General features: G+C 73.2%; 18 protein-coding genes and 1 pseudogene. 9 read left to right on the top strand and 10 right to left on the bottom strand.

Features of this window, described 5'->3' with window-relative positions; genetic code table 11:
- Window positions 1–177 precede the first annotated feature (177 nt).
- From egtD to egtA, 4 genes and pseudogenes are all read right to left on the bottom strand, one after another.
- The gene (egtD, locus tag ACZ37P_RS14355) at window positions 178–1,170 is read right to left on the bottom strand and encodes an L-histidine N(alpha)-methyltransferase (RefSeq protein WP_355340722.1); all 993 of its coding nucleotides are present in this window, start codon (window positions 1,168–1,170) and stop codon (window positions 178–180) included.
- Window positions 1,171–1,278: 108 nt separating this feature from the next.
- Window positions 1,279–2,070 (bottom strand): annotated as a pseudogene (egtC, locus tag ACZ37P_RS14360) (ergothioneine biosynthesis protein EgtC); the annotation flags it as partial.
- A complete protein-coding gene (egtB, locus tag ACZ37P_RS14365; protein ID WP_467346638.1) occupies window positions 2,070–3,434 on the bottom strand; it encodes an ergothioneine biosynthesis protein EgtB in 1,365 nt (454 codons plus the stop codon). The gene egtB and the pseudogene egtC, both read right to left, overlap by 1 nt.
- 324 nt (window positions 3,435–3,758) lie before the next feature.
- On the bottom strand, window positions 3,759–5,033 hold the full coding sequence (gene egtA, locus ACZ37P_RS14370) for an ergothioneine biosynthesis glutamate--cysteine ligase EgtA (protein ID WP_355340420.1): 1,275 nt from the start codon (window positions 5,031–5,033) through the stop codon (window positions 3,759–3,761).
- Between the two features lie 547 nt (window positions 5,034–5,580).
- On the opposite strand from egtA, the gene ACZ37P_RS14375 reads away from it, so the two are divergent.
- The 6 genes from ACZ37P_RS14375 to ACZ37P_RS14400 all read left to right on the top strand — a co-directional run bounded on the left by ACZ37P_RS14375 (window position 5,581) and on the right by ACZ37P_RS14400 (window position 11,840).
- On the top strand, window positions 5,581–6,600 hold the full coding sequence (locus ACZ37P_RS14375) for a polyprenyl synthetase family protein (RefSeq protein WP_355340417.1): 1,020 nt from the start codon (window positions 5,581–5,583) through the stop codon (window positions 6,598–6,600).
- 310 nt (window positions 6,601–6,910) lie between these two features.
- Window positions 6,911–8,230 (top strand): LolA family protein, encoded by a 1,320-nt coding sequence (locus ACZ37P_RS14380; protein ID WP_467346639.1) that lies wholly within the window; start codon window positions 6,911–6,913, stop codon window positions 8,228–8,230.
- A 155-nt stretch (window positions 8,231–8,385) separates the two neighbouring features.
- Window positions 8,386–9,396, top strand: coding sequence for an ABC transporter ATP-binding protein (locus ACZ37P_RS14385; protein WP_467346640.1), 1,011 nt, complete (start codon window positions 8,386–8,388; stop codon window positions 9,394–9,396).
- A gap of 223 nt (window positions 9,397–9,619) precedes the next feature.
- Window positions 9,620–10,510, top strand: a complete 891-nt coding sequence (locus ACZ37P_RS14390; protein WP_355340408.1) for an ABC transporter permease — start codon at window positions 9,620–9,622, stop codon at window positions 10,508–10,510.
- A 42-nt stretch (window positions 10,511–10,552) separates the two neighbouring features.
- Window positions 10,553–11,416: an NAD-dependent protein deacetylase gene (locus tag ACZ37P_RS14395; RefSeq protein WP_391163488.1), complete on the top strand. Its 864-nt coding sequence runs from the start codon at window positions 10,553–10,555 to the stop codon at window positions 11,414–11,416.
- Between the two features lie 16 nt (window positions 11,417–11,432).
- Window positions 11,433–11,840 carry a DUF4259 domain-containing protein gene (locus ACZ37P_RS14400; RefSeq protein WP_467346643.1) on the top strand — a complete coding sequence of 136 codons (408 nt, stop codon included), beginning with the start codon at window positions 11,433–11,435 and terminating at the stop codon, window positions 11,838–11,840.
- A 307-nt stretch (window positions 11,841–12,147) separates the two neighbouring features.
- On the opposite strand, the gene ACZ37P_RS14405 is transcribed toward ACZ37P_RS14400, so the two are convergent.
- Window positions 12,148–12,345: a DUF397 domain-containing protein gene (locus ACZ37P_RS14405; RefSeq protein ID WP_402711228.1), complete on the bottom strand. Its 198-nt coding sequence runs from the start codon at window positions 12,343–12,345 to the stop codon at window positions 12,148–12,150.
- On the bottom strand, window positions 12,342–13,211 hold the full coding sequence (locus ACZ37P_RS14410) for a helix-turn-helix domain-containing protein (protein ID WP_402711227.1): 870 nt from the start codon (window positions 13,209–13,211) through the stop codon (window positions 12,342–12,344). The genes ACZ37P_RS14405 and ACZ37P_RS14410 overlap by 4 nt, the downstream gene beginning before the upstream one ends.
- A gap of 356 nt (window positions 13,212–13,567) precedes the next feature.
- Between ACZ37P_RS14410 and ACZ37P_RS14415 the strand changes: the two genes are divergently transcribed.
- Window positions 13,568–14,020, top strand: coding sequence for an ATP-binding protein (locus tag ACZ37P_RS14415; RefSeq protein ID WP_355340396.1), 453 nt, complete (start codon window positions 13,568–13,570; stop codon window positions 14,018–14,020).
- A gap of 59 nt (window positions 14,021–14,079) precedes the next feature.
- Here ACZ37P_RS14415 and ACZ37P_RS14420 read toward each other — a convergent pair whose 3' ends face one another.
- The 4 genes from ACZ37P_RS14420 to ACZ37P_RS14435 all read right to left on the bottom strand — a co-directional run bounded on the left by ACZ37P_RS14420 (window position 14,080) and on the right by ACZ37P_RS14435 (window position 19,981).
- Window positions 14,080–15,495, bottom strand: coding sequence for an Ig-like domain-containing protein (locus tag ACZ37P_RS14420; protein WP_467346646.1), 1,416 nt, complete (start codon window positions 15,493–15,495; stop codon window positions 14,080–14,082).
- A 145-nt stretch (window positions 15,496–15,640) separates the two neighbouring features.
- Window positions 15,641–16,597, bottom strand: a complete 957-nt coding sequence (rarD, locus tag ACZ37P_RS14425; RefSeq protein WP_355340390.1) for an EamA family transporter RarD — start codon at window positions 16,595–16,597, stop codon at window positions 15,641–15,643.
- Window positions 16,598–16,741: 144 nt separating this feature from the next.
- Window positions 16,742–18,889 (bottom strand): acyltransferase family protein, encoded by a 2,148-nt coding sequence (locus ACZ37P_RS14430; RefSeq protein WP_467346648.1) that lies wholly within the window; start codon window positions 18,887–18,889, stop codon window positions 16,742–16,744.
- Window positions 18,890–19,099: 210 nt separating this feature from the next.
- A complete protein-coding gene (locus ACZ37P_RS14435) occupies window positions 19,100–19,981 on the bottom strand; it encodes an NmrA family NAD(P)-binding protein (protein ID WP_467346650.1) in 882 nt (293 codons plus the stop codon).
- A 100-nt stretch (window positions 19,982–20,081) separates the two neighbouring features.
- Here ACZ37P_RS14435 and ACZ37P_RS14440 point away from each other — a divergent pair, with 100 nt between their 5' ends.
- On the top strand, window positions 20,082–20,450 hold the full coding sequence (locus ACZ37P_RS14440; RefSeq protein WP_467346652.1) for a winged helix-turn-helix transcriptional regulator: 369 nt from the start codon (window positions 20,082–20,084) through the stop codon (window positions 20,448–20,450).
- A 328-nt stretch (window positions 20,451–20,778) separates the two neighbouring features.
- The gene (locus ACZ37P_RS14445; RefSeq protein WP_355340378.1) at window positions 20,779–21,297 is read left to right on the top strand and encodes a toxin-antitoxin system HicB family antitoxin; all 519 of its coding nucleotides are present in this window, start codon (window positions 20,779–20,781) and stop codon (window positions 21,295–21,297) included.
- The last annotated feature ends 29 nt before the right edge of the window (window positions 21,298–21,326 follow it).

Genomic DNA, 21,326 nt, shown 5'->3' on the forward strand with positions numbered 1-21,326 from the left:
TCTGCCCCCCCCCCCTTCCCCTACCCCCCAACCAGACACGCTCTCTGCCCCACCCCCCCCCCCCCCCCCCCCCCCCCCCCCCCCCCCCCCCCCCCCCCCCCCCCCCCCCCCCCCCCGGCGCGTGGGGGGCGTGCGGGCACCCGGCCACCGGCCGTTGCCCCGGGGGACGGGGCGGGGTCAGTTGGGGACGGCGAGGAGGAGGGCGAAGCGGGACTGGGGGTCGGTCCACCAGTGGCGGACGGTGAAGCCGCCTTCGTGGAGTTCGGCCGTGAGGGAGTCGCGGCGGAATTTGCAGGAGATCTCGGTGCGCAGGTGCTCGCCGGGGGTGAAGCCGGTGGTGAGGTCGAGGTCGGGGATCTTGACGGTCTGGGCGGTACGGGAGCGCAGGTGCATCTCGATCCGCTCGTGGTCGGTGTTCCACAGGGCGACGTGGTCGAAGGCGTCGGGGTCGAAGTCGGCGCCGAGCTCGCGGTTGAGCACGTGCAGGACGTTCTTGTTGAACTCGGCGGTGATGCCCTGCGAGTCGTCGTAGGCGCGGATCAGGACGTCCGGGTCCTTGACCAGGTCGGCGCCGAGGAGCAGGACGTCGTCGCTGGTGAGGGAGAGGGACAGCGTCCGGTAGAAGGCGCGGCGCTGGGCCGCGTCGAAGTTGCCGATGGTGCTGCCGAGGAAGGCCAGCAGGCGCGGGCCCGGCTCGTCGGACAGCGCGAGACCGCTCTCGAAGTCGGCGACGGTCGCGGCGACGCGCAGCCCCGGGTAGTCGCGGACGATCGCCTCACCGGCCTCTTCGAGGGCGGACGCGCTGACGTCCAGCGGCGCGTAGCGCGACAGCGTGCCGCCCGAGGTCAGCGCGTCGAGCAGCAGCCGCGTCTTGCGGGAGGAGCCCGAGCCCAGCTCGATCAGGGTCGCGGCCCGGGTGAGCTGCGCGATCTCGGGGGCCCTGCGGGTCAGGATCTCCTGCTCGGCGCGGGTCGGGTAGTACTCCGGCAGCCGCGTGATCTGCTCGAAGAGGTCGCTGCCGCGCTTGTCGTAGAACCACTTGGGCGGCAGGGTGCGCGGCGCGGTGGTGAGCCCGCCGAGCACGTCGGCGCGCAGTGAGGTCGTGAAGTAGTCGGCGGGCAGCCGGTCGTCGAGGGTGAAGCGGCTGCCACCCGTGCGGCTCTCGTCCATGCTGCTCTCCTCCATAAGGTGCGGGTGCGGGTCCTCGCGTGTGCGGTCCTTGCCCCGGGCGTCCTCGCGGGCGGTACGGACAGGGGTCGGCGGGCGCAGCGGGATGATCCGTACGCCCTCGGTGGTCGCCAACAGCAGCGACCGGTCCGGGACTTCGTGCCAGTCGCCCGGAGCGTCGTCCGGCTCCGAGGCGACGAGCACGGACCTCCCGGAAGCGGCGGACCCCCCGGACGCCACGGCCTCCGCGGACCCCGGCACATCGCGGCCGGTACGGAACCACAGCGTGTCCCCGTACGCCGTGGCCGCGATCGTCCGGCCGTCCGTGAGCAGCAGATTGAGCCGCGCGGTCGGCCGGGCGGCGGCGACCTCACGTACGACGGAGGCGAGCGCCCCGCCCGGCGGCTGGCCCTGCCGCAGCCGCCGGGTGAGCAGCGCCCACAACAGCGCCGAGTCGCTGTGGGACGCGAGGCCCAGCAGTTCGGCGGAGGTCAGATCGGTGGGCAGCCGCTCCCAGTCGGCGACGGCGCCGTTGTGGCTGAACAGCCAGCGGCCGTCGCGGAAGGGCGCGGCGGCCGACTCGTCCTGCGTGGTGCCCGCGGTCGCGGACCGTACCGCCGCCAGGACGGCGCCGGCCCGGATCGTCCGGGCCAGCTCGGTGAAGTTGGCGTCCGACCAGACGGGCACGGCCCGCCGGTAACGGGCGGGGAGCGGGAAGCCCTCGTCACCCTCCTCGGGCGAGGGCTCCAGCGGGTACCAACCCACGCCGAAACCATCCGCGTTCACCGTGCCGTGCCGTTGGAGCCGCGGCTGCCACGACTGCTCGTACAGTCCGCGCGACGGCTCGGTGAGCAGCCGGGCCAGCGTCAACGGCGGCCCGACGTACGCGAGATGACGGCACATCAGCCGCGCCCGGCTTCCGGGGACGCGGACGGGGACGCGGACGGAGACGTGGACGCCGACCCGGACCCTGCCCCGGCCCCCGGCCCCGACGCGTCCCGCGCCGTCCTGAACCCGGAGAAGATCTGCCGCCGGATCGGATAGTCCCAGTTGCGGAACGTCCCGCGCGCCGCCACCTGGTCCGCGCCGAACGACCCGCCGCGCAGCACCTTGTAGTCGGGACCGAAGAAGACGTCGGAATACTCCTTGTACGGGAACGCCTCGAAGCCCGGGTACGGCGCGAAGTCCGAGGACGTCCACTCCCATACGTCGCCCAGGAGTTGACGCGCGCCGCAGGGCGCCGCACCGGCCGGGTAACTGCCCGCGGGCGCGGGCCGCAGGTGCGTCTGGCCGAGATTGGCGTGCTCGGGACCGGGATCGGCGTCACCCCACGGGTAGCGCAGCGAGCGCCCGGTCGCCGGGTCGTGCCGCGCCGCCTTCTCCCACTCCTCCTCGGTCGGCAGCCGCCGCCCGGCCCAGCGGGCGTACGCGTCGGCCTCGTACCAACACACGTGCACGACCGGCTCGTTGACCCGTACGGGCTCGGTCCGGCCGAAGACGCGCCGGGTCCAGACGGAGGCGCCGTCGTCGTACGACCAGAAGAGCGGCGCTTCGAGGCCCGCGTCCTGGACGTGCCGCCAGCCCTCCTCGGTCCACCAGCGGGCGTCCTGGTAGCCGCCCGCCGCGATGAAGGCGAGGTAGTCGCCGTTGGTGACCGGCACGGTGTCCAGCCAGAAGGCGGCGACGTCCACGGTGTGCTGGGGGCGCTCGTTGTCCAGCGCCCACGGCTCGGTGCTGGTGCCCATCGTGAACGGGCCGCCGGGGACGAGGACTTCGGCGGGCAGCACGGCCGCGTCCGCGGGCGCCTGCGGAGGCTCGGGGGCCTCCAGGACGGCCGGGCCGCTGCGGAGCTGATGGGTGGCGAGCATCGTCTCGTCGTGCTGCTGCTCGTGCTGGGCGAGCATCCCGAAGACGAAGCCGTCCGCGAGCAGCCGTTCCGCCCGCTCCCGCTTCAGGGACGGCGAGTCGTGGGGCGAGGTGTCGACGGCGTCCAGTACGTCGACGGTCTCGGCGCGTACCTCCGCCACGTACGCCCTGGCCTCGTCGGGGCCGAGCAGCGGCAGCGCGGGACGGTCGGCGCGCGGGTGCTGGAAGGCGTCGTAGAGCTGGTCGAGGTCGGGCCGCAGGCCCGGCCTGCCGCCGGCCTCACGGACCAGCCACAGCTCTTCCTGGTTGCCGATGTGCGCCAGGTCCCAGACCAGCGGGGACATCAGCGGCGAGTGCTGCGCGGCCAGATCCGCGTCGTCCACGCAGTCGGTGAGGGCCATGGTCCTGCGCCGGGCGGTCTCCAGCGCGGCGAGCGCCCGCGCCTTGACATCAAAGCCGCCGGAGCCGCCTGAGCCGCCGGAAGCCCCGGACCCGTTGGAAGCCCCGGAGTCACCGGACCCGTCAGCACCGCCCGGAGCACGCGAAGCGCCCGAAGCGCCCGAAGCACGCGAAGCGCCCGAAGCGCCCGATGCCGAGCCAGGCGTGGCGGAAGCGGCCGAAGTGCTGGATGCGCCAGAAGTGAGGGAAGTGCCGGGTGAGGCACTGTTTTCGGCCGTGTTCCGGCCGTCGGTACGAGGGTTTGTCACGACATGCCTTCCGGAGGGTCAGACGCGGCGCAGCGCGTCCAACTGGTCATGGGCGGGACATCGTCCGCGTTCTGGATAGCGCTCGGCGAAGTCGGCGACGGCCAGCCGCAGGGCCGCCGGCGCGTCGGTACGCGCCAGCGCACCGGCAGCGGCGTCGAAACAGGCCCGTACGGCCTCACCGATGACGGGGTCGGCGGGGCCGACCCGGGCGGCGCGCCGCCACATCTCCTCGGACGGCATCGGATCGCCGTCCTCGCAGAGGGGCTCGGTGGCCGCGTGGGCGGCCTCGGCGGCGACGGGGTCGTCCAGCAGTGTCGCCGTCAGCACGGTCGGGACGATCCAGTCGTCGCCGTCCTGCGCGTCGGTCATCCGCAGCTCCAGCCAGCCGCGCGGGCGGACTGGCGGGAAGAGCGTGCTGAGGTGGTAGTCGAGGTCGTCCACGGTCGGCGCCCGCACGCCCGGCGCGCCCCGCAGCCATGCGCGGAAGGTCAGGTCGCCCGGCACCGACCAGTCGGGCTGGGCGGCGTCCCAGACGCCGCTGCTGTCGGTGGGCCCCTCGCGTACGCACAGCAGGCGCGCGTCGAGGGCGTACCGCGTCCACGCGGTACGGGGGTCCTCGTCGTGCCCCGGCTGCCGGGTGCGGCTGGGGTCCATCCGGCTCCAGACCGCCTGCCGGGTGGAGACCCAGCCGGTCGGCGTACCGCCCTGGACCGGCGAATTCGCGAAGGCCGCGACCAGGACCGGGCCGATCCGGTGCGCCAGCTCCCAGCGGAAGCGGTAGCCGGAGGTGCCCGCGGAGTCGTCGCCCGCGTCGAGGTTCACCTGAAGGGCGGCGGTGCGCCGCATCATCGTGCGGCCCCACGGGCCGTCGCGGTCGAAGAAGCTCTCCATGGCCCGGTAGCGGGGATGGTCGAGCACGCGGGGAGGGTCGCGGAACGGGTCGAGCCCGCGTCCCACGAGGACGAGTCCCGCCTCGTCGGTCGCCTGTCGCAGTGCCGCGAGATCGGCGGCCATGGAGTCGACGCAGGCGGCGAGGGTGTCGGCGGGCCGGGAGCTGAGCTCCACCTGGCCGCCCGGCTCACGGGTGAGCCTGCTGCCGCTGGGCAGCCCGCCCGGCTGTTCGACGGGCGCGAGGGCCGCGTCCAGCCGGTCGACGGATATCAGGGACAGCGGATCGGAGCGGTCGTGGACCAGCCACTCCAATTCCACACCGGTGCGTGCGGGCGGACCCGTTTTGAAGCAGACCCCGCGCACGTGGGCCTCCGCCTCGTCTTCCCGCAGGTCGGCTGCCATCGATCCACCTCCTCTCTTTCCTTGGGGGGTTTCCCCGGGGATTACCCGTGGGGTCTACCCCGAAGCGAGGACATGTCACCTGTTGCTGCCGCGAGTGTAGTTGACCATGTTGCGGGACCGTCTTACGTAATGGTGAACGTTCTTCGGTCAACCGCCCGAATCGGCCATCATCCCTTCCGGGCGGTCTTTACGTCGCTAAAACCGGCATTACGGATCATAACCGGCCCGGTCGGAGACGGCCTGGTGTAGTGCCGGAGCGGGGGTAGCCGAGGGCAGGGACGGGGGTAGGTGAGGGGCAAGGGCGGGGGAAGCCGCGCCGCCGGAGTGAGGAATCGGTGCGGCCGGAGCGGGGAACCCGTGAGGAAGCCGCGGCGAATACGGGGCGAATCCGGGGGGAATTCCGGAACCTCGCTTCCGGTACGCCGCGACCCCGCTTCCAGGGCGATGCCCCGGCGGTGATCCACAGCCGACCGGCTACGCTGCCCGTGTAGACAGTGCCGCCCCTCAGACCCCGCCAGAAGCCAGATCAGCGACAGGAGTACCCCTCGTGACCGTCGTCGGGCCCTTCGGGCTGAGCGTGTGGGACGAGGCCCTCGAGGCCGACGTCCAGGCCGGTCTCTCGGCCGTCGAAGAGGGCCTGCTGGAGGCCACCAAGAGTGATGTCCCGTTCATCACCGACGCCGCGCGCCACCTTCTCAAGGCGGGAGGCAAGCGCTTCCGGCCACTCCTGGTGATGCTCGGGGCCCAGTTCGGCGACCCGCACGCGCCCCGGGTGGTCCCCGCGGCCGTCGTGGTCGAGCTGACCCACCTGGCCACGCTCTACCACGACGACATCATGGACGAGGCCGAGGTGCGCCGCGGCGTGCCCAGCGCCAACGCCCGCTGGGGCAACTCCGTCGCCATCCTGACCGGCGACTTCCTCTTCTCCCGCGCCTCGCACATCCTGGCCGACCTCGGCCCCGAGGCCGTACGCGTCCAGGCGGAGTCCTTCGAGCGGCTGGTCACCGGCCAGATCCTGGAGACGGTCGGACCGCGCGACGGCCGCGACCCGATCGACCACTACCTGGACGTCCTCGCGGGCAAGACCAGTTCGCTGATGGCCGTGTCCGGGCGGTTCGGCGCGATGATGTCCGGCGCGGACGAGACGGTCGTGCACACCCTCACCCAGTACGGCGAGCGGATCGGCCTGGCCTTCCAGCTCGCCGACGACCTCCTCGACATCACCAGCGACAGCCACGAGTCCGGCAAGACCCCGGGCACCGACCTGCGCGAGGGCATCGCCACGCTGCCGATCCTGCACGTACGCCGTCTGTACCAGCAGGCCGCGGGCGGCGTCTCGGCCACCGACCGCCGCCTCAACCAGCTCCTCGACGGCGACCTCACCGACGACGCCCTGCACGGCGAGGCCCTGAGCCTCCTGCGCGGCCACCCCGCGCTCGAACAGGCCCGCCGTGACACCCTCCGGTACGCCGACGAGGCGCGCGCCGCCCTCGCGCCGCTGCCGGAGTGCACGGCGAAGCTGGCGCTGGCGGCGCTGTGCGACATCGTGGTGCACCGGGCGGGCTAGCCCCCACGTCGGGCTCCCGCGTCGGGCCCCGGCGTCGGGCTCCCGCGTCGGGCTGCATCGGCGACGTGCACCGGCCGGTGAGGTCGGTATCGCCGACGTCCCCTAGGTGGCGCCCTGCGCCGACCCGAGTACGGCGTCGGGGTCTGTCATCCCGGGGACGTACACAGGGTTGCATCCGTCGGCTGATGTGGCGGGTTGGCCGTTTTGGTGTGATGGAGACGTCCACTTCACGGCGGACCGGGCGACAATGGCCCGGGGAGCGGACGAGTGCGAGGCAGTGAACCGCCGCGACGACGGAGGTAGAGACGCGATGGCACGGATCCAACCGGCACAGTTTCCGGAGCACCCGGAATCGGACGAGCCCGGCAGGGGGCGGGGACGCAAGGCCATGCGGTACGCGGTGCCCGTCGCGGTGGCGGGGGTGGCGGCGGCGACCATCAGCCTCGTACCCGCGCTCGCGGACACCGGCAGCCCGTCGCTGCCCACGCTGACGGCGGAGCAGTTGCTCACGAAGATCGCGGCGTCCGACACCCAGACGGTGTCGGGCTCGGTGAAGGTCAGTACGGACCTCGGGCTGCCCGACGTCCTGTCCGGCGGCGCGGCGAGCAGCCTGTTCGGCGGCGCCGCGAGCGCCGCGGGCCCGTCCGGCAAGGACGGCAAGGACGGCAAGGGCTCGGCCGCGGCCCCGCAGGCCCAGCTCACCCAGCTCCTGGCCGGTTCGCACACCCTGCACGTGGCGGCGGACGGCCCCGACCGGCAGAAGGTCTCGATCATCGAGCCCACCGCCGAGTACAGCCTGATCCACAACGGCACCGAGGTCTGGGGCTACGACAGCGGGTCCAACGAGGCGTATCACGCGACCGCCCCGGCCGACGCCAAGGGCGGCGCCGACAGCAGGGCCCGGTCCCAGGACTTCCCGGCCACCCCGCAGGCCGCCGCCCAGCAGGTGCTCAAGGCCGCCGACGGTACGGCCTCGGTCACCGTGGACGGCACCGCGCGCGTCGCGGGCCACAGCGCGTACCAACTCCTGGTCACCCCGCAGCACGCGGACAAGACCACGGTCGGCGCGATCCGTATCGCCGTCGACTCCAAGACCGGCGTCCCGCTGAAGTTCACGCTCTCGCCCAAGGGCGGCGGCAAGGCCATCGTGGACATCGGCTTCACGAAGGTGAGCTTCGGCAAGCCGTCCGCGTCGACCTTCACCTTCACCCCGCCCAAGGGCACGAAGGTCACCGAGGCCGGCAAGGAGTCCGACGCCGTCGCCAAGGGCCAGAAGGGGTTTGACGGTGTCACCGGCCTGCCCGGCTTCGACGGTGTCAACGGCACCGGTCACACCTCCGGCGCCGAGCCCACCGTCATCGGCAAGGGCTGGGACTCCATCGCCGTCATCACGTCGCCCGGCGGCCTGCCCTCCGGCGCCGACAAGAACGCGCACGGCAAGGGCGGCGGCGACGCCCAGTCCCTGCTCAACAGCTTCGGCCGGCACGTCACCGGTGACTTCGGCTCCGGCACCGTCTTCCACACCCGCCTGGTCAACGCCCTCCTGACCGACAAGGGCACCCTGTACGTGGGCGCGGTGACGCAGTCCGCGCTGACGGACGCGGCGAACGCGTCGAACGCGGCGAAGTAGCGTCGCTCGCACGCCAGTCGGTGGGTGCCCGTCCCCGTACGGGGGGCACCCACCGGGCGCGCGGAAGCGGGTCCGGGCCCAGGCCCGGAGCCGGGAGTTCCGGCCGGGCGCGGCGTGCGCCGTACACTTCCCAGTCCCCGTCGCAGAGGAGCGCGATGCAGCAGCCGCAGGCCGCCGGGCCGAACGGGTCGAGCGCGTACGACGCGGTGACCGTGCCCGCGGCGGACGCCGCCGACGTGGTGATCGAGACGCGCGGCCTCGCAAAGCGGTACCGCGGCACGCTCGCCGTGGACGGCCTGGACCTGCGGGTGCCGCGCGGCAGCGTCTTCGGTTTCCTGGGCCCCAACGGCTCGGGGAAGACGACGACGATCCGGATGCTGATGGGCCTGATCGCGCCGACGGCGGGCACGGCGCGGGTGCTGGGCCGCCCGATGCCGGGCGCACAGCGCACGGTGCTGCCCAAGGTGGGCGCGCTGATCGAGGGCCCGGCCCTCTACGGCTTCCTGTCCGGCCGGGACAATCTGCTGCGGTACGACGCGGCCGACCCGACGGCCGACCCGCGTACGCGCCGGGCCAGGGTGGGCTCCGCGCTGGACCGGGTCGGGCTCACGGCGGCGGGCCCGAAGAAGGCGAAGGCGTACTCGCTGGGCATGAAGCAGCGGCTCGGACTGGCCGCCGCCCTGCTCCAGCCGCGCGAGCTGCTGGTCCTCGACGAGCCCACGAACGGGCTCGATCCGCAGGGCATGCGCGAAATCCGCTCCCTGGTAAGGGAGCTGGCCGCCGACGGCACCACCGTCTTCCTCTCCTCGCACCTGCTGGACGAGATCGAGCAGGTCTGTACGCACGCGGCCGTCATGGCGCGCGGCCGGCTCCTCACGCAGGGGCCGGTGGCCGACCTCGCGGCCGGTACGCGCGGGCGGCTCGTCGTCACCACACCGGACCCGGCGGAGGCGGCCCGCGTGCTCACCGACCACGGCGTCGGCGCCCTCCTCACCGACGGCCAACGCGTCAGCGGCGAACTGCCCCCCGACCCGCCGGACCTCGCCGACCTCAACGCCGCGCTGGTCGCCGCGGGCGTCCGCGTCCGCGGCTTCGGCCTCGAACGCGCCTCCCTGGAGGACGCGTTCGTCGCCCTGACAGGAGAGGGCTTCGATGTCGCGGGCTGAAACGGAGCCGGCCGCTTCGAGCGCCGACCAGAACCGGCCTGCGGCCGACCAGAACCGGCCTGCGGTCGACCAGAACCGGCCTGCGACCGGCCCGCGACCTGAGCCGACCCCCGCCCCGGGCCCGGCCGGCCCGGAGGCCGCATCGCCCCCGGAGCCCGCCGCCCGGCCCTCCGGGCCCGCCACCGATCCCCCCGGGACCGAAACCGGAGCCGCCGCGGGCACCGTGGCCACCGAGCCGCCGTCCGGGCCGCGCACGCCCCGGCTGCTCTGGAGCTTCGGGCTGTTCCGGTCGGAGCTGGTCACCGTGTTCCGGCGGTGGCGGACGCTGGCGCTGTTCGCGGTGCTGGCGGGGGTGCCGCTGCTGGTCGGCGTGGCGGTGCGGATCGAGACGCGTAACGGGGGGTCGCTCGGCGGGGGCGGGGGGCCGGACGGGAACGGCAACGGCCCGGCGTTCATCGAGCAGGTGAGCAACAACGGCCTGTTCCTGACGTTCGCCGCCCTGGCGGCCACGCTCCCGTTCTTCCTCCCGATGGCGATCGGGGTGATCGCGGGCGACTCGATCGCGGGCGAGGCCAGCGGCGGCACGCTGCGCTATCTGCTGGTGGCCCCGGCGGGCCGCACCCGCCTGCTGCTCGCCAAGTACGCGTCCGTGCTGGCCTTCTGCCTGGCGGCCACCCTGGTGGTCGCCGTCTCGGCGCTGATCGTCGGCTTCGCGCTCTTCCCGGTCGGAGACGTCACGCTGCTGTCGGGCACGACGATCTCCCTCTCGGACGGCATGCTGCGCTGCCTGCTGATCGCGGTCCTGGTCGCGGCCTCCCTGGTCGGCATCGGCGCGCTGGGCCTGTTCATCTCGACCCTCACCGACAGCGGCATCGGCGCCATGGCCGCCACCGTCGGCCTGCTCATCACCGTCCAGATCATCGACAACATCCCCCAGCTCCACGCCTTCCAGCCCTACCTCTTCCCCCACTACTGGCTCAGCTTCGCCGACATCCTCCGCGACCCCGTCACCTGGACCGGCATCGCCAAGAACCTCGGCCTCCAGGCCCTCTACGCCGCCGTCTTCGGCTCGGCCGCCTGGGCCCGCTTCACCACCCGCGACGTGACGGCCTAGGACAGGCCCCTAGCGCCCGTCAGGCGGGCGTACGCTGCCGGTATGGAGACCGGGGTCGGCGGGGGGCTGGGGGAAGGCGTGGACGTGCTGGCCGGGTTCCTGGCCGGGCGGCCGGCCGTGGTGCTCAGCGGGGCGGGGCTGTCGACGGAGTCGGGGATTCCGGACTACCGCGGGGTGACGGGGCGGCGGCGGACGTCGGCGCCGATGACGTATCAGGAGTTCGTCGGGGAAGAGGCGGCCAGGCGCCGGTACTGGGCGCGCAGCCACCTCGGGTGGCGGACGATCGCGCGGGCGCTGCCGAACGACGGGCACCGGGCGGTGGCGCGGCTCGTGCGGGCGGGCGCGGTGACCGGGGTGATCACGCAGAATGTGGACGGGCTGCACGCGGCGGCCGGTACGGCGGAGGCGATCGACCTGCACGGCAGGCTGGACCGGGTGGTGTGCCTGGACTGCGGCGACCTCAGCGACCGTACGCGGCTGGACGAGCGCCTGGACGAGGCGAACCCCGGCTTCCGCGCCACCGCCGTCGCCCACACCAACGCGGACGGCGACGCCGAACTCCCGGCGGGGAGCACCGAGCGGTTCCGGCTCGTGCCCTGCGAGGTCTGCGGCACCGGCACGCTCAAGCCGGACGTGGTCTTCTTCGGCGAGAATGTGCCGCCCGAGCGGGTCCACCGCGCCTTCGCCCTGGTCGACGCCGCCCCCGCCCTGCTCGTCCTGGGCTCGTCCCTCACCGTGATGTCGGGGCTGCGCTTCGTCCGCCGCGCCGCCCGCCAGGGCACCCCGGTGGCGATCGTCAACCAGGGCCCCACCAGGGGCGACGACCTGGCCGCGCTCACCCTCGACCTGCCCCTCGGCCCCACCCTCAGCGCCCTGACGGAGGCGTTGGGCGCGGCGGCCGTCTGAGCGGCGGGAGAAGGACATGGGCACCTGGCACGTCGGCCCCTTCGACAACGACACCGCGTGGGACCTCAGCGACACCCTCGACGACGCGAGCCCCGACGCGCGCCCCGGCATCGTCCGCGACGCCCTCGTCCGCGTGATCGACACGACGGGCGACCTCGACGCGGACATCTCCGAAGAGGCCGTGGCCGCCGCCGCTCTGGTCGCCGCCCAGTGCCCCGGCGGTGAGCCCATCGACCCCGACTACGGGCCGAAGCGGCCGCTCGCGGACCTCACACCGCTGCGCGCCACGGCCCTCAGGGCCCTGGACCGGGTCGTCACCGAACCCTCCGAGCTGCTGGAGCTCTGGGACGAGCCCCCTGACGGCCCCTGGCGGGCGACCATCACCCGCCTCCAGCACACGCTCACCCCTCAAGCGCCCACCTGATGCCGTAACCCGGCCCGCTCAGCGGCCCCCAGTGCTCGTCATCGACACCGACGGCTCGGGCACCGACCCGGCCGACCGGGGCCACCGCCTCCTGGGAGCCCTGCCAGGGGAACAGCGGTGACCACCCACCTGCGGGCGCCCGCAGCCCCGTTGGTGACGGCGCACGCCAAACGCGTCGTCGCCGATACCGGGGTCCTGAACAATCCGTACTTCCGCGCGCTGGTCGACGGCAGCATGCCGTTGGCCCGCCGACATGGCGAAGGCCCCCGGTGGCGACTCCGGGGGCCTTCGCGTGGCGCGTGGTGCCTTAGTGAGCGAACTCGCCGTTTCGCGTACCCGCGAGGAAGGCGGTCCACTCGGTGGGCGTGAAGTAGAGGCTCGGACCGGCCGGGTCCTTGCTGTCCCGCACGGCCCGCCCTCCGCCGGCCGTGGCGGCGACCTCTACGCAGTTGCCCTCTTGCGCGGAGTAGGAAGATTTCCGGTAAGGGCTCACGATTTCGGTCACGATGCGTCTTCCTTGCTACTGCGCAGCGCGTTTCGGATCAGTCGCGCGCTCGCGTCCGGTGTTAGTGCTGCCGATCGTAGTTGGTCAAAGGCGTTGGTGTAAGCGGTGAGATCGTCCGGGTCCTCAAGGACGGACGTACCACGGAGGTTTTCCATGGTCACCGCCTCGACGACCGGTTCGGTGTCGAAGCTGAAGCTGGAGAAGGCGGACGTCGCGCCCACGGGAACTCCCGCCGAAAACGGCAGGACTTGAACGGTCACGTTTTGCTTTTTTCGCGCGTCGAGAATGCGCTCCAACTGTTCGCGGTGGGACTCGATTGCCAACAGCGGGTGGATGACGACCGGCTCCCAGATGATGGCCGTGTAATTCGTGCCGCCAGCCTCGATCTTGGCTTGTCGCGCCTCCCGGACCCTGACCAACTGCTCGACGCGTTCGTCCGCTACGTAGCCGGGCCCGGCTGTGATGGCGGCTCTGGCGTAGGTGGGGGTCTGCAACAACCCTGGGACCAGGACGGGTTGCCACTCCCGGATGTACGTGGCGTCGTCTTCCAGGGAGATGTAGTCCACGTACTCCCCGCGTAGGTGCGCAGCATGCTCCAGCCACCAGCCGCGCCGGTGCGCGCTCTTGGCCAGATTTTCCAGCCGCTCGCAGACTTCGGGGTCCTCGACCCCATACGCGCCGAGCATCGCGCGGATCTCGATCGGACGGGCCGTCACATGGCCGGTCTCGATGCGGCTGACGCGAGTCTGAGAGGCGACGATCACCTCGGCGACCTGAGGTTGATCCAGGCCAGCGGCTTGTCGGTGCCTTCTGAGCGCGGCTCCCAGTCGCCTGCTGCGCACAGTCGGCCGTCCTCCTGCGGGCATGGTCCCCTCCCTCTGCTCCGGCAGCTTGGTCCCTAACAAGGTCCACTCTAGGGCCAGTTCGGCCCGGTTACGCACCTGAGCGCATGCATTCACTTGTTCTGGTTGCGGCGCAGTCAATTCCGCGCCTACTCTCGTACTACGCGCTACTTCGCATCGCGATGCGGCGCGGTGCTTGGCGTTGCCAAGTACGTACCGATTCCCGTCGCGTGGGTGCCGCGCCCCGCGACGGGTGGCGAGGACCCCCGTGCGGCGCCACTCCCTGTGGGCGCCCGGGTGAGTCCTCCGTCGGGGCCCCCGACGTGGCGACAAGGGGGCCCCGACGTCAATGGGATTCGGCGACGAGGGAAGGCACGGCCATGCACCGAGAACCACCTGGACAGTCCGACGAATCGGCGGGCGAGCCGCCCGGTGCCGAATCCCGAACGGTCGCCCGGTTGTGGCCGCGTACGCCGCGTTCGGTGGGGCGGGCGCGGCACGAACTGGAAACGGCCCTCAAGGGCTGGGGACTGGAAGACCTCACGGATTCCGCCGTGTTGATCCTGTCGGAGTTATTCACGAACGCCGTCGTGCACGCGCGGGTCGCCGGGCGCGATGTGCAGACGCGGTACGTGCGGACGCCTGGCGGTGTGCGGATCGAGGTGCACGACGCGGGGGACGGGCGGCCCGAGCCACGGGTCGCGGCGGAGAGCGACGAGGACGGGCGCGGGCTCGCGCTGGTCAACGCGGTCGCGGGGCCCGGGCATTGGGGCGTCGGGGAGCGGGACGGCGTCGGGAAGATGGTCTGGGCGGAGTGCGGCCTCGGGCGGTGACGCGCGGCGCCCGCCGGGAACCGTACCGGCGGGCGCGGAGCCGTACACGAAGGCAGGGGTCAGCGGCGGCGCTTCCGCGCGCGGGTGGCGGTCACCGCGAGGGCCCCGGCGGCGACGAGGCCGCCCGCGACCATGGCGAGGGGACCGTCGGTGCCCGAGGCGGCCAGTTCGGGGCCGGTCTGCTGCGGCTGCGGGTGGTTGGCCGGGGGAGCGGGGTGCGGCCTGGGCGGCGTCGGCGTCGGCTTCGGCCTGGTGACGTCCACACTCACCTTCACGAACTTCGGCTGCCCGTCCTTCGCCGTCACCTTGTAGATGAAGGAGTCCTTGCCCGCGTAGCCCTTGTCGGGCGTGTAGACGAGGTGGTCTCCCTCGACCGCGACCTTTCCGTGGTCCGGCGGCTCGGGGACGGTGACCGGGGTGTGGGGCGCGCGGTCGGGGGTGACCGGGACCCGGACCGGGCCGCCGTTCTCGGGGACGGTCACCGGCGGCGCGGGCTCGGGCGTACAGCCGATCCGGAAGTCGGCGCCGCGCACGTCACCGCCCGAGGTGTCGGCGGTCCGGCTGGTCGCGCCGGTCGCCGTGTACCCGGCGGGCACCGGCAGCACGACCCGGAAGCGGCCGGTGGCCACGCCGGAGAAGGAGTATGCGCCGTCGGCGTCGACGGCCGCCGCCACCGGCTGGCCCGCGCTGTCGAGCACGGCGGCGCCGGTCGCGGTGCGCAGCCGTACCGACGTGCCGGGCGGGATGCCGCAGTCCGAGGCGACCGTGCCGCTGATGTCGGCGTCCGGGGCGGCCATCCAGATCTGGTAGACCGGCGATCCGCTGAGCACGCTGTAGGTGAAGGAGATCGAGGTCACCGGGGCCGTCGGGCGGAACCAGCCGGAGGCGCCGTTGGTGTCGAGCACGTTGCCGCGCAGCGTCGAGGTCGCGGGGTCCCAGGTGGGCACGTCGGTGTTCGGGCCGGAGCCGCACGAGGACGGCTTCGGCGTGCCCACGCAGTAGTTGAAGGTCGACTGGAAGCCGAGCTGCGCCGCCGTCAGCCGTACACCGCCCGCGCCGGTCGCGCTGATCCGCACCTGGTCGGCGTCGATGTCGCCGAGGGTGAAGCCCCAGCCGACCGGGGTGGCGGCGGCGAAGGTGACGGTGGTGAGCGACGGCCGGCCGTTGGTGCCGCCGGTCGAGGGGCGCAGGGCGAGGTAGTTCTGCCCGCGCGAGCTGCCGTACTCGGCGCCGAAGGGGGTGGAGCCGTTGAGGAAGGTCGAGGTGCCGCCGGGGATGGACGGCGAGCTGCTGTCGGTGCTGAAGGTGGCGTCGGGGAAGCCGGTCACGGGCACGTGCAGCACCTCGGGACTCCAGCTCCCGTAGGCGGAGCCCGCCGCCACGGCCGGGCTCGCGGCCAACGGGATCATGACGGCGGCCGTGGCCGCCGCGGCCAGCCCCCGGGCCGTTCTCGTGGTGAGTCTGTTGGCCGGCATGCGCACGACGCGTTCTCCTGCACTTCGGGCGGGCCGGCGCCTGACCGCCGGACGAGTACGTCCTTCGCATGACCCATCGTCAGATCACCCAATCGGCGGCGGTGTCCGTGTCACCCGAGTGGACGTCGGCGCTCGCCCGTTCGGCTCAGCCGGGCAGCGGGGAGTCGGTCGCCTCCGGGGACTCCACGACCGCCGGGGCCTGGCGCGCCGCGCGCGCTTCCGTACGCCCGCGGTGTGCGCCCCTGATCGCGTCCCAGGTGAGCAGGACGAGCGCCGCCCACACCATCAGGAAACCGGCCCAGCGCTCGGGGGGCATCTCCTCGTGGAAGTGGAGCACGCCGATCAGGAACTGGAAGACCGGCGTCAGATACTGCATGAGGCCGATGGTGGACAGCGGGAGCCGGGTCGCCGCCATGCCGAAACAGACCAGCGGCCCCGCCGTGACCAGGCCGCAGGCGGCCAGCAGGGCGGCGTGGCCGGGGCCGTGGTGGGTGAAGGTCGAGTCGCCGCGCGCGCCGAGCACGACGAGGAAGACCAGCGCGGGCAGGAACTGCACCGAGGTCTCGGCGGCCAGCGACTCCAGGCCGCCCATGTTGATCTGCTTCTTCGCCAGGCCGTAGACGCCGAAGGAGAAGGCGAGCGAGAGGGCGATCCACGGCAGCCGCCCGTATCCGACGGTGAGGACGACGACGGCCAGCGCGCCGACGCCGACCGCCGCCCACTGCACCGGGCGCAGCCGCTCGTGCAGGACGAGGACGCCGAGCGCGATGGTGACCAGCGGGTTGATGAAGTAGCCGAGCGAAGCCTCCACCACATGGCCCGCGTTGACGGCCCAGATGTACAGGCCCCAGTTGACGGAGACGAAGACGGCGGCGACGGCGATCAGGCCGAGCCGCCCGGGCTGCCTGACCAGTTCGGATATCCACGCCCAGCGGCGCATCGCCAGCAGGATCACGGCGACCACCACCAGCGCCCACACCATCCGGTGGGCCAGGATCTCCAGCGCTCCCGCCGGTTCGAGCAGCGGCCAGAACAGCGGGAACAGGCCCCACATGCCGTAGGCCGCGAAGCCGTAGACCAGTCCCGCGCGCCGCTCGTTCATCCCGACCCCTTCCCGTACCGCCCCGGCCGTACGACCCGCCGTCGGCGCGCGACGTGACGACGGTAGCGGCAGCCGCCCCGCCTGTCATGTCCGTTCCACTCCACGGTCATGACAGGCCGGTGGCCGGGGCCGGGCGGCACCGCCTTACGGCAGGAGGGCGGTCAGGCGGCGGCCGAGGACCGGGGCCAGCGCGTCGGCGTACGTCTCGGACATGTGGCTGTCGTCGCGGTAGACCAGGGTGTCGCCCGCGAGCACCGGGCAGGCGCCGTCCGTGGCGCACAGCCAGGGCGCGGGGTCGATCACGGCGGCCCCGGCCGCCGTCGCCGCCGCCCGTACCGCGCCCTGCCGCGCCGGGTCCCGGAGCGCGTCGGGCAGCCGGCTCGCGCAGTGGCCGAGCCGCAGCGGGTGGGCCGCCGCGCACTCGACGGCGTCGGAGGCGGGCCAGGGGGTGTCGAGCAGGGCGGCGACCCGCGCGCCCGAGGCCGCGAGCGCGGTGAAGGTGGCGCGGAAGCCGTCCGTCCACTGCTGTACGGGATCGGCGGCCGGGTGCAGCGGGCGGCCCGCGTCCGAGGACGAGACGAGGACGAGACCGGGGCGGAGCGCGGCGATCCGGGCGACCGCCGCCCGGCGCCAGGTGTCGCAGACGGCGGGGCCGCCCTGGTAAACGGTCGTCACCGTCGCGGCGTTGCACGACGCCTTCGTCAACGACACCAGTTTCCAGTGCCGTTCGCGCGCCAGCCGGTCGAGCGCGGGGAACCACTGGGCGGCGTGCGAGTCGCCGAAGAGGACGACGGTGGTGGCCGCGGACGGGTCGCCGTAGACGCACGGGGGTGTGCTCGTACGCGCGTAGCCCGCGTGGCAGCCGTCCCGGTAGACCGCCGAGCGTACCGGCTTGACCTCGGCCAGGGGCGGGGTGAGATTGCTCGGCAGGCTCGGACCCGAGGTCCGCAGGAGCTGCCCGAGCCGCAGCGCGCGGTCGCGCGCCGCCGTCAGCTCCCGCCGCAGGTCGGGCGCGGGTCTGCCGGAGTCGACCGCGGGCGGGAAGTGGGCGGCGGTCAGCACGGCCACCGCGGCGCCCGCCGACAGGCCGCCGCCGAGCCGCAGCGCCAGGGCCGGACGGCGGCGGAAGGCGGCGTGGAACCGTATCGGGTTCTCCACCAGCCGCAGCGTCGCCCAGGCCAGCGCCAGCGCGACCGCGCACAGGGCCAGGGCGAGACCGGTGGAGGGCGCGGTGTTCAGCGCCGCGGGTCCGATGACCAGCAGGGGCCAGTGCCACAGATACCAGCCGTAGGAGAGACCGCCGAGCCGGGCGACCGGCCGCCGGGCGAGCAGGAGTCGGGCGCCGTAGCGGGCGGGGGAGGGGGCGTGGGTGCGGGTGCGGGTGCGGGTCGGGGAGCGGCCGGGGGCGTGGGCCCGGGAGGGGCCGGGGGCGTGGGTCGGGGAGGGGCCGGGGGATGGGCCGCCCGCGAGGACGAGGAGGGTGCCGACGACCGGCAGGAGCGCGTAACGGCCGGGGAAGGGCGTGGCGTCGTCATACGTCAGCGCGGCCACGACGATGCCGGTCAGGCCCGCCCAGCTCAGGGCCGCCGCGAGGGGGGCTCGGATGTCCAGTCGGTGCGCGCCGAGGGCGAGCAGCGCGCCCGCGCCCAGCTCCCAGAAGCGGGCGGGGGAGCCGAAGTAGGCCCAGGAGGGGGAGGAGCGGGTGAGGGCGAGACTCAGCGCGAAGGAGGCCGCGCAGAGGGCGGTGAGGGCCAGGGCCGCCGGGAGCGCGGGGCGGCGGCGCCACCGCAGGCACAGGACGAGCAGCAGCGGCCAGAGCAGATAGAACTGCTCCTCCACCGCCAGCGACCAGAAGTGCTGGAAGGGGGAGGGCGGTTCGCTCGCGCCGAGGTAGTCCGTACCGGCTGCGGCCAGCCGGAAGTTGACGGCGTAGAGCGAGCTGCCGAGCGCGTCCCCCGCGTACTGCGCGAAGCGGATCTTCGACAGGAAGAGCCGGCAGCCCGCGAGCGTGCCGAGCACGACGAGGGTCGCGGCGGGCAGCAGGCGCACCGCGCGGCGGGCGTAGAAGTCCCTGACCGATATGCGGCCGGTGGCGCGGGACTCGCGGGTCAGCAGCGAGGTGATCAGGAAGCCCGAGACGACGAAGAAGACGTCGACGCCGACGTATCCGCCCGCGACCGCGCCGACGCCCGCGTGCGCGAGGACGACGAGGGTGACCGCGACGGCGCGCAGCCCCTGGATGTCCAGGCGCGGCGGGTCCCGCGGGTGCGGCGGTGCGGTGGCCGTGGTCACGGTGGGGTCCTCGGGGCGCTGCGTCGAGGCCGCCCCGCCGTCTGTTCACGAGGACGCGCCGTCGCGCGAAGACAAGCAACGCTCCGGGGCGGGGGCGTGAACGGGGGAGGTCCCCGGCCGGAACAGCCGGGGACCTCTGTCGTGTGCGGGGGTGGTGCAGGCCGGGGTCAGGTCGTGGTCAGGTCGTGGTCACGCCGGGTCAGGCCGTGGTCACGCCTTGGGCGTGTCCTTGGGCGTGTCCTTGAGGGTGGCGGCCAGGGTCTCGCGGATCGGGGTCGTGGGGCGGCCGATCAGCCGGGACAGCTCGCCATTGGTGCGCGCGAGCAGGCCGCGCTCGATGGCGTGGTCCACGTCGACCAGGATGGCCGCGAAGTCCGCCGGGACGCCCGCGCCTTCGAGGATCGACTGGCGCGTCTCGGCCGGGACGTTCTTGTACGTGATCTCCCTGCCGGTCAGCTCGGCGACCAGCGCCGCGTACTCGGCGAAGCTCCACGCCGTGTCGCCGCTCAGCTCGTACGCCGTGTTCTCGTGGCCCTCACCGGTCAGGACGGCGGCGGCCGCGGCGGCGTAGTCGGCGCGGGCCGCGCTCGCGACCCGGCCGTCGCCCGCGTTGCCGATGACGGCGCCGTGCTCCAGGACCGGGGCCAGATTCTCGGTCTGGACCTCGCTGTACCAGCCGTTGCGCAGGAACACGTAGGGCAGGCCCGAGGCCAGGATGTACGTCTCGGTCGCCTTGTGCTCGTCCGCCAGCTTCAGGTCGGCGTCCGGGCCGCCGAGGATGCCGGTGTACGCCAGCAGCGCCACGCCCGAGGCCGCCGCCGCGTCCACGACGGCGCTGTGCTGCGCGATGCGGCGGCCGACCTCGCTGCCCGAGATCAGCAGGACCTTGTCGCCCGCGTGGAAGGCGTCCTTCAGCGTCTCGGGGTGGTTGTAGTCCGCGATCCGCAGCTCCACGCCGCGCTCCGCCAGGTCGGCGGCCTTGGCCTCGTCCCGCACGACGGCGGCCACGTCCGTGGCCGGGACCTGCCTGAGCAGCTCGTCGATGACGAGGTGGCCGAGGTGCCCGGTGGCTCCTGTGACGACGATGCTCATGTCTTTTTGCTCCCTGTTTGCGGTGGTCCGGTGTCTTCGGCTCCACCGTACGCCGGGCACTAACTCTTGGAAAGTACCCACCTTGAAGTAAGGTACCGACATGGACGTAAGTTGCCCCGAGCGGCTCATTCTCGAACACGTCACCTCCCGGTGGGGGGTTCTTGTCCTGTGCGAGCTGCTCGACGGGGCGGCGCTGCGCTTCAGTGAGCTGCGGCGGGCCGTCGGCGGGGTCAGCGAGAAGATGCTCACCCAGACGCTGCGCACGCTGGAGCGGGACGGCTTCGTCCTTCGCCGGGCTCTGCCCGTCATCCCGCCGCACGTCACCTACTCCCTGACCCCTCTCGGCCGTGAGGCCGCCGGTCAGGTCCGCGCCCTCTCCATCTGGACGGCTGCCGCCGTCCCCGCCGTCCTCTCCGCCCGCACCGCCTACGACGCCGCCCACCCCCCGGTCGTCTCGCCGACCCTCTAAGACTCGCCGGGGCCCTGCCCGGCCCGCCCCCCACCGGGCTTTCAGCCCGAACGCAACCGCGTCTGCCCCGCTGGGGCCGGTTTTTTGGCGGTGCCACGGTCGTGGCTGAGCGCGCAGTTCCCCGCGCCCCTAAAGACGGGCCCTTGCGTGGCGTGAACGCACGGGGGGGTGGGCCGGTTTTTTGGCGGTGCCACCGTCGTGGCTGGTCGCGCAGTTCCCCGCGCCCCTGAACGCAAGCCCTTGCGTGGGGGGGGTGGTGTCACGTGGTGCCAGGGTGGTGTCAGGGAGGGGGTTGCGGGTGGTGCCATGATAGTGCCACTATGGCGTCATGGACCTGACGCCGTATGTCGAGAATCTGCGCCGCGAGCTGGCGGTGGCCGCCGAAGCCGGAGGCGAAGAAGCGAGGGAGCTTGCGGAGCGCCTGACGGCACCGCTGGAGTCGGCGACGCGGTTGACGATGCTGAATGTGCTGTCGGCGGCGATGGACGAGATCACGCGGGACCTGGCACCGGGCTCGGTGGACGTGCGGCTCCGGGGCCTGGACCCGGACTTCGTGGTGACGCGGCCGTACGCGCAGGAGGAGGCCCCGGCACAGGCGCAGGCCCCGGCGCCGCCCGCACCGGTCGAGGGCGACGACGGCAGCACCGCCAGGGTGAATCTGCGACTGCCGGGCCACCTCAAGGCGCGGGCCGAGGAGGCCGCGACCAGGGAGGGCCTGTCGGTCAACGCCTGGCTGGTGCGAGCCGTCTCGGCGGCGGTCGGCGACGGCGGCGGCCAGCCGCGTACGACGGAGAAGACCCGTACCACCAGAACCGTCGGACAGAGCTTCAAGGGCTGGGTCCGCTAGCCGAGAAGCGCGAGAAGCACGAGAAGCAC

It is taken from the genome of Streptomyces sp. NPDC024632 (assembly GCF_055559175.1).

Excerpts from the sequence above, each read along its gene's own strand:
- ACZ37P_RS14395 (WP_391163488.1), top strand. The coding sequence starts at position 10,553 with ATGGAGACCGGGGTCGGCGGGGGGCTGGGGGAAGGCGTGGACGTGCTG.
- ACZ37P_RS14435 (WP_467346650.1), bottom strand. The coding sequence starts at position 19,981 with ATGAGCATCGTCGTCACAGGAGCCACCGGGCACCTCGGCCACCTCGTC.
- ACZ37P_RS14445 (WP_355340378.1), top strand. The coding sequence starts at position 20,779 with ATGGACCTGACGCCGTATGTCGAGAATCTGCGCCGCGAGCTGGCGGTG.
- ACZ37P_RS14385 (WP_467346640.1), top strand. The coding sequence starts at position 8,386 with ATGCAGCAGCCGCAGGCCGCCGGGCCGAACGGGTCGAGCGCGTACGAC.
- rarD (WP_355340390.1), bottom strand. The coding sequence starts at position 16,597 with ATGAACGAGCGGCGCGCGGGACTGGTCTACGGCTTCGCGGCCTACGGC.
- egtD (WP_355340722.1), bottom strand. The coding sequence starts at position 1,170 with ATGGACGAGAGCCGCACGGGTGGCAGCCGCTTCACCCTCGACGACCGG.
- egtB (WP_467346638.1), bottom strand. The coding sequence starts at position 3,434 with ATGGCCCTCACCGACTGCGTGGACGACGCGGATCTGGCCGCGCAGCAC.
- ACZ37P_RS14400 (WP_467346643.1), top strand. The coding sequence starts at position 11,433 with ATGGGCACCTGGCACGTCGGCCCCTTCGACAACGACACCGCGTGGGAC.
- ACZ37P_RS14415 (WP_355340396.1), top strand. The coding sequence starts at position 13,568 with ATGCACCGAGAACCACCTGGACAGTCCGACGAATCGGCGGGCGAGCCG.
- ACZ37P_RS14420 (WP_467346646.1), bottom strand. The coding sequence starts at position 15,495 with ATGCCGGCCAACAGACTCACCACGAGAACGGCCCGGGGGCTGGCCGCG.
- egtA (WP_355340420.1), bottom strand. The coding sequence starts at position 5,033 with ATGGCAGCCGACCTGCGGGAAGACGAGGCGGAGGCCCACGTGCGCGGG.
- ACZ37P_RS14410 (WP_402711227.1), bottom strand. The coding sequence starts at position 13,211 with ATGCCCGCAGGAGGACGGCCGACTGTGCGCAGCAGGCGACTGGGAGCC.
- ACZ37P_RS14380 (WP_467346639.1), top strand. The coding sequence starts at position 6,911 with ATGGCACGGATCCAACCGGCACAGTTTCCGGAGCACCCGGAATCGGAC.
- ACZ37P_RS14440 (WP_467346652.1), top strand. The coding sequence starts at position 20,082 with ATGGACGTAAGTTGCCCCGAGCGGCTCATTCTCGAACACGTCACCTCC.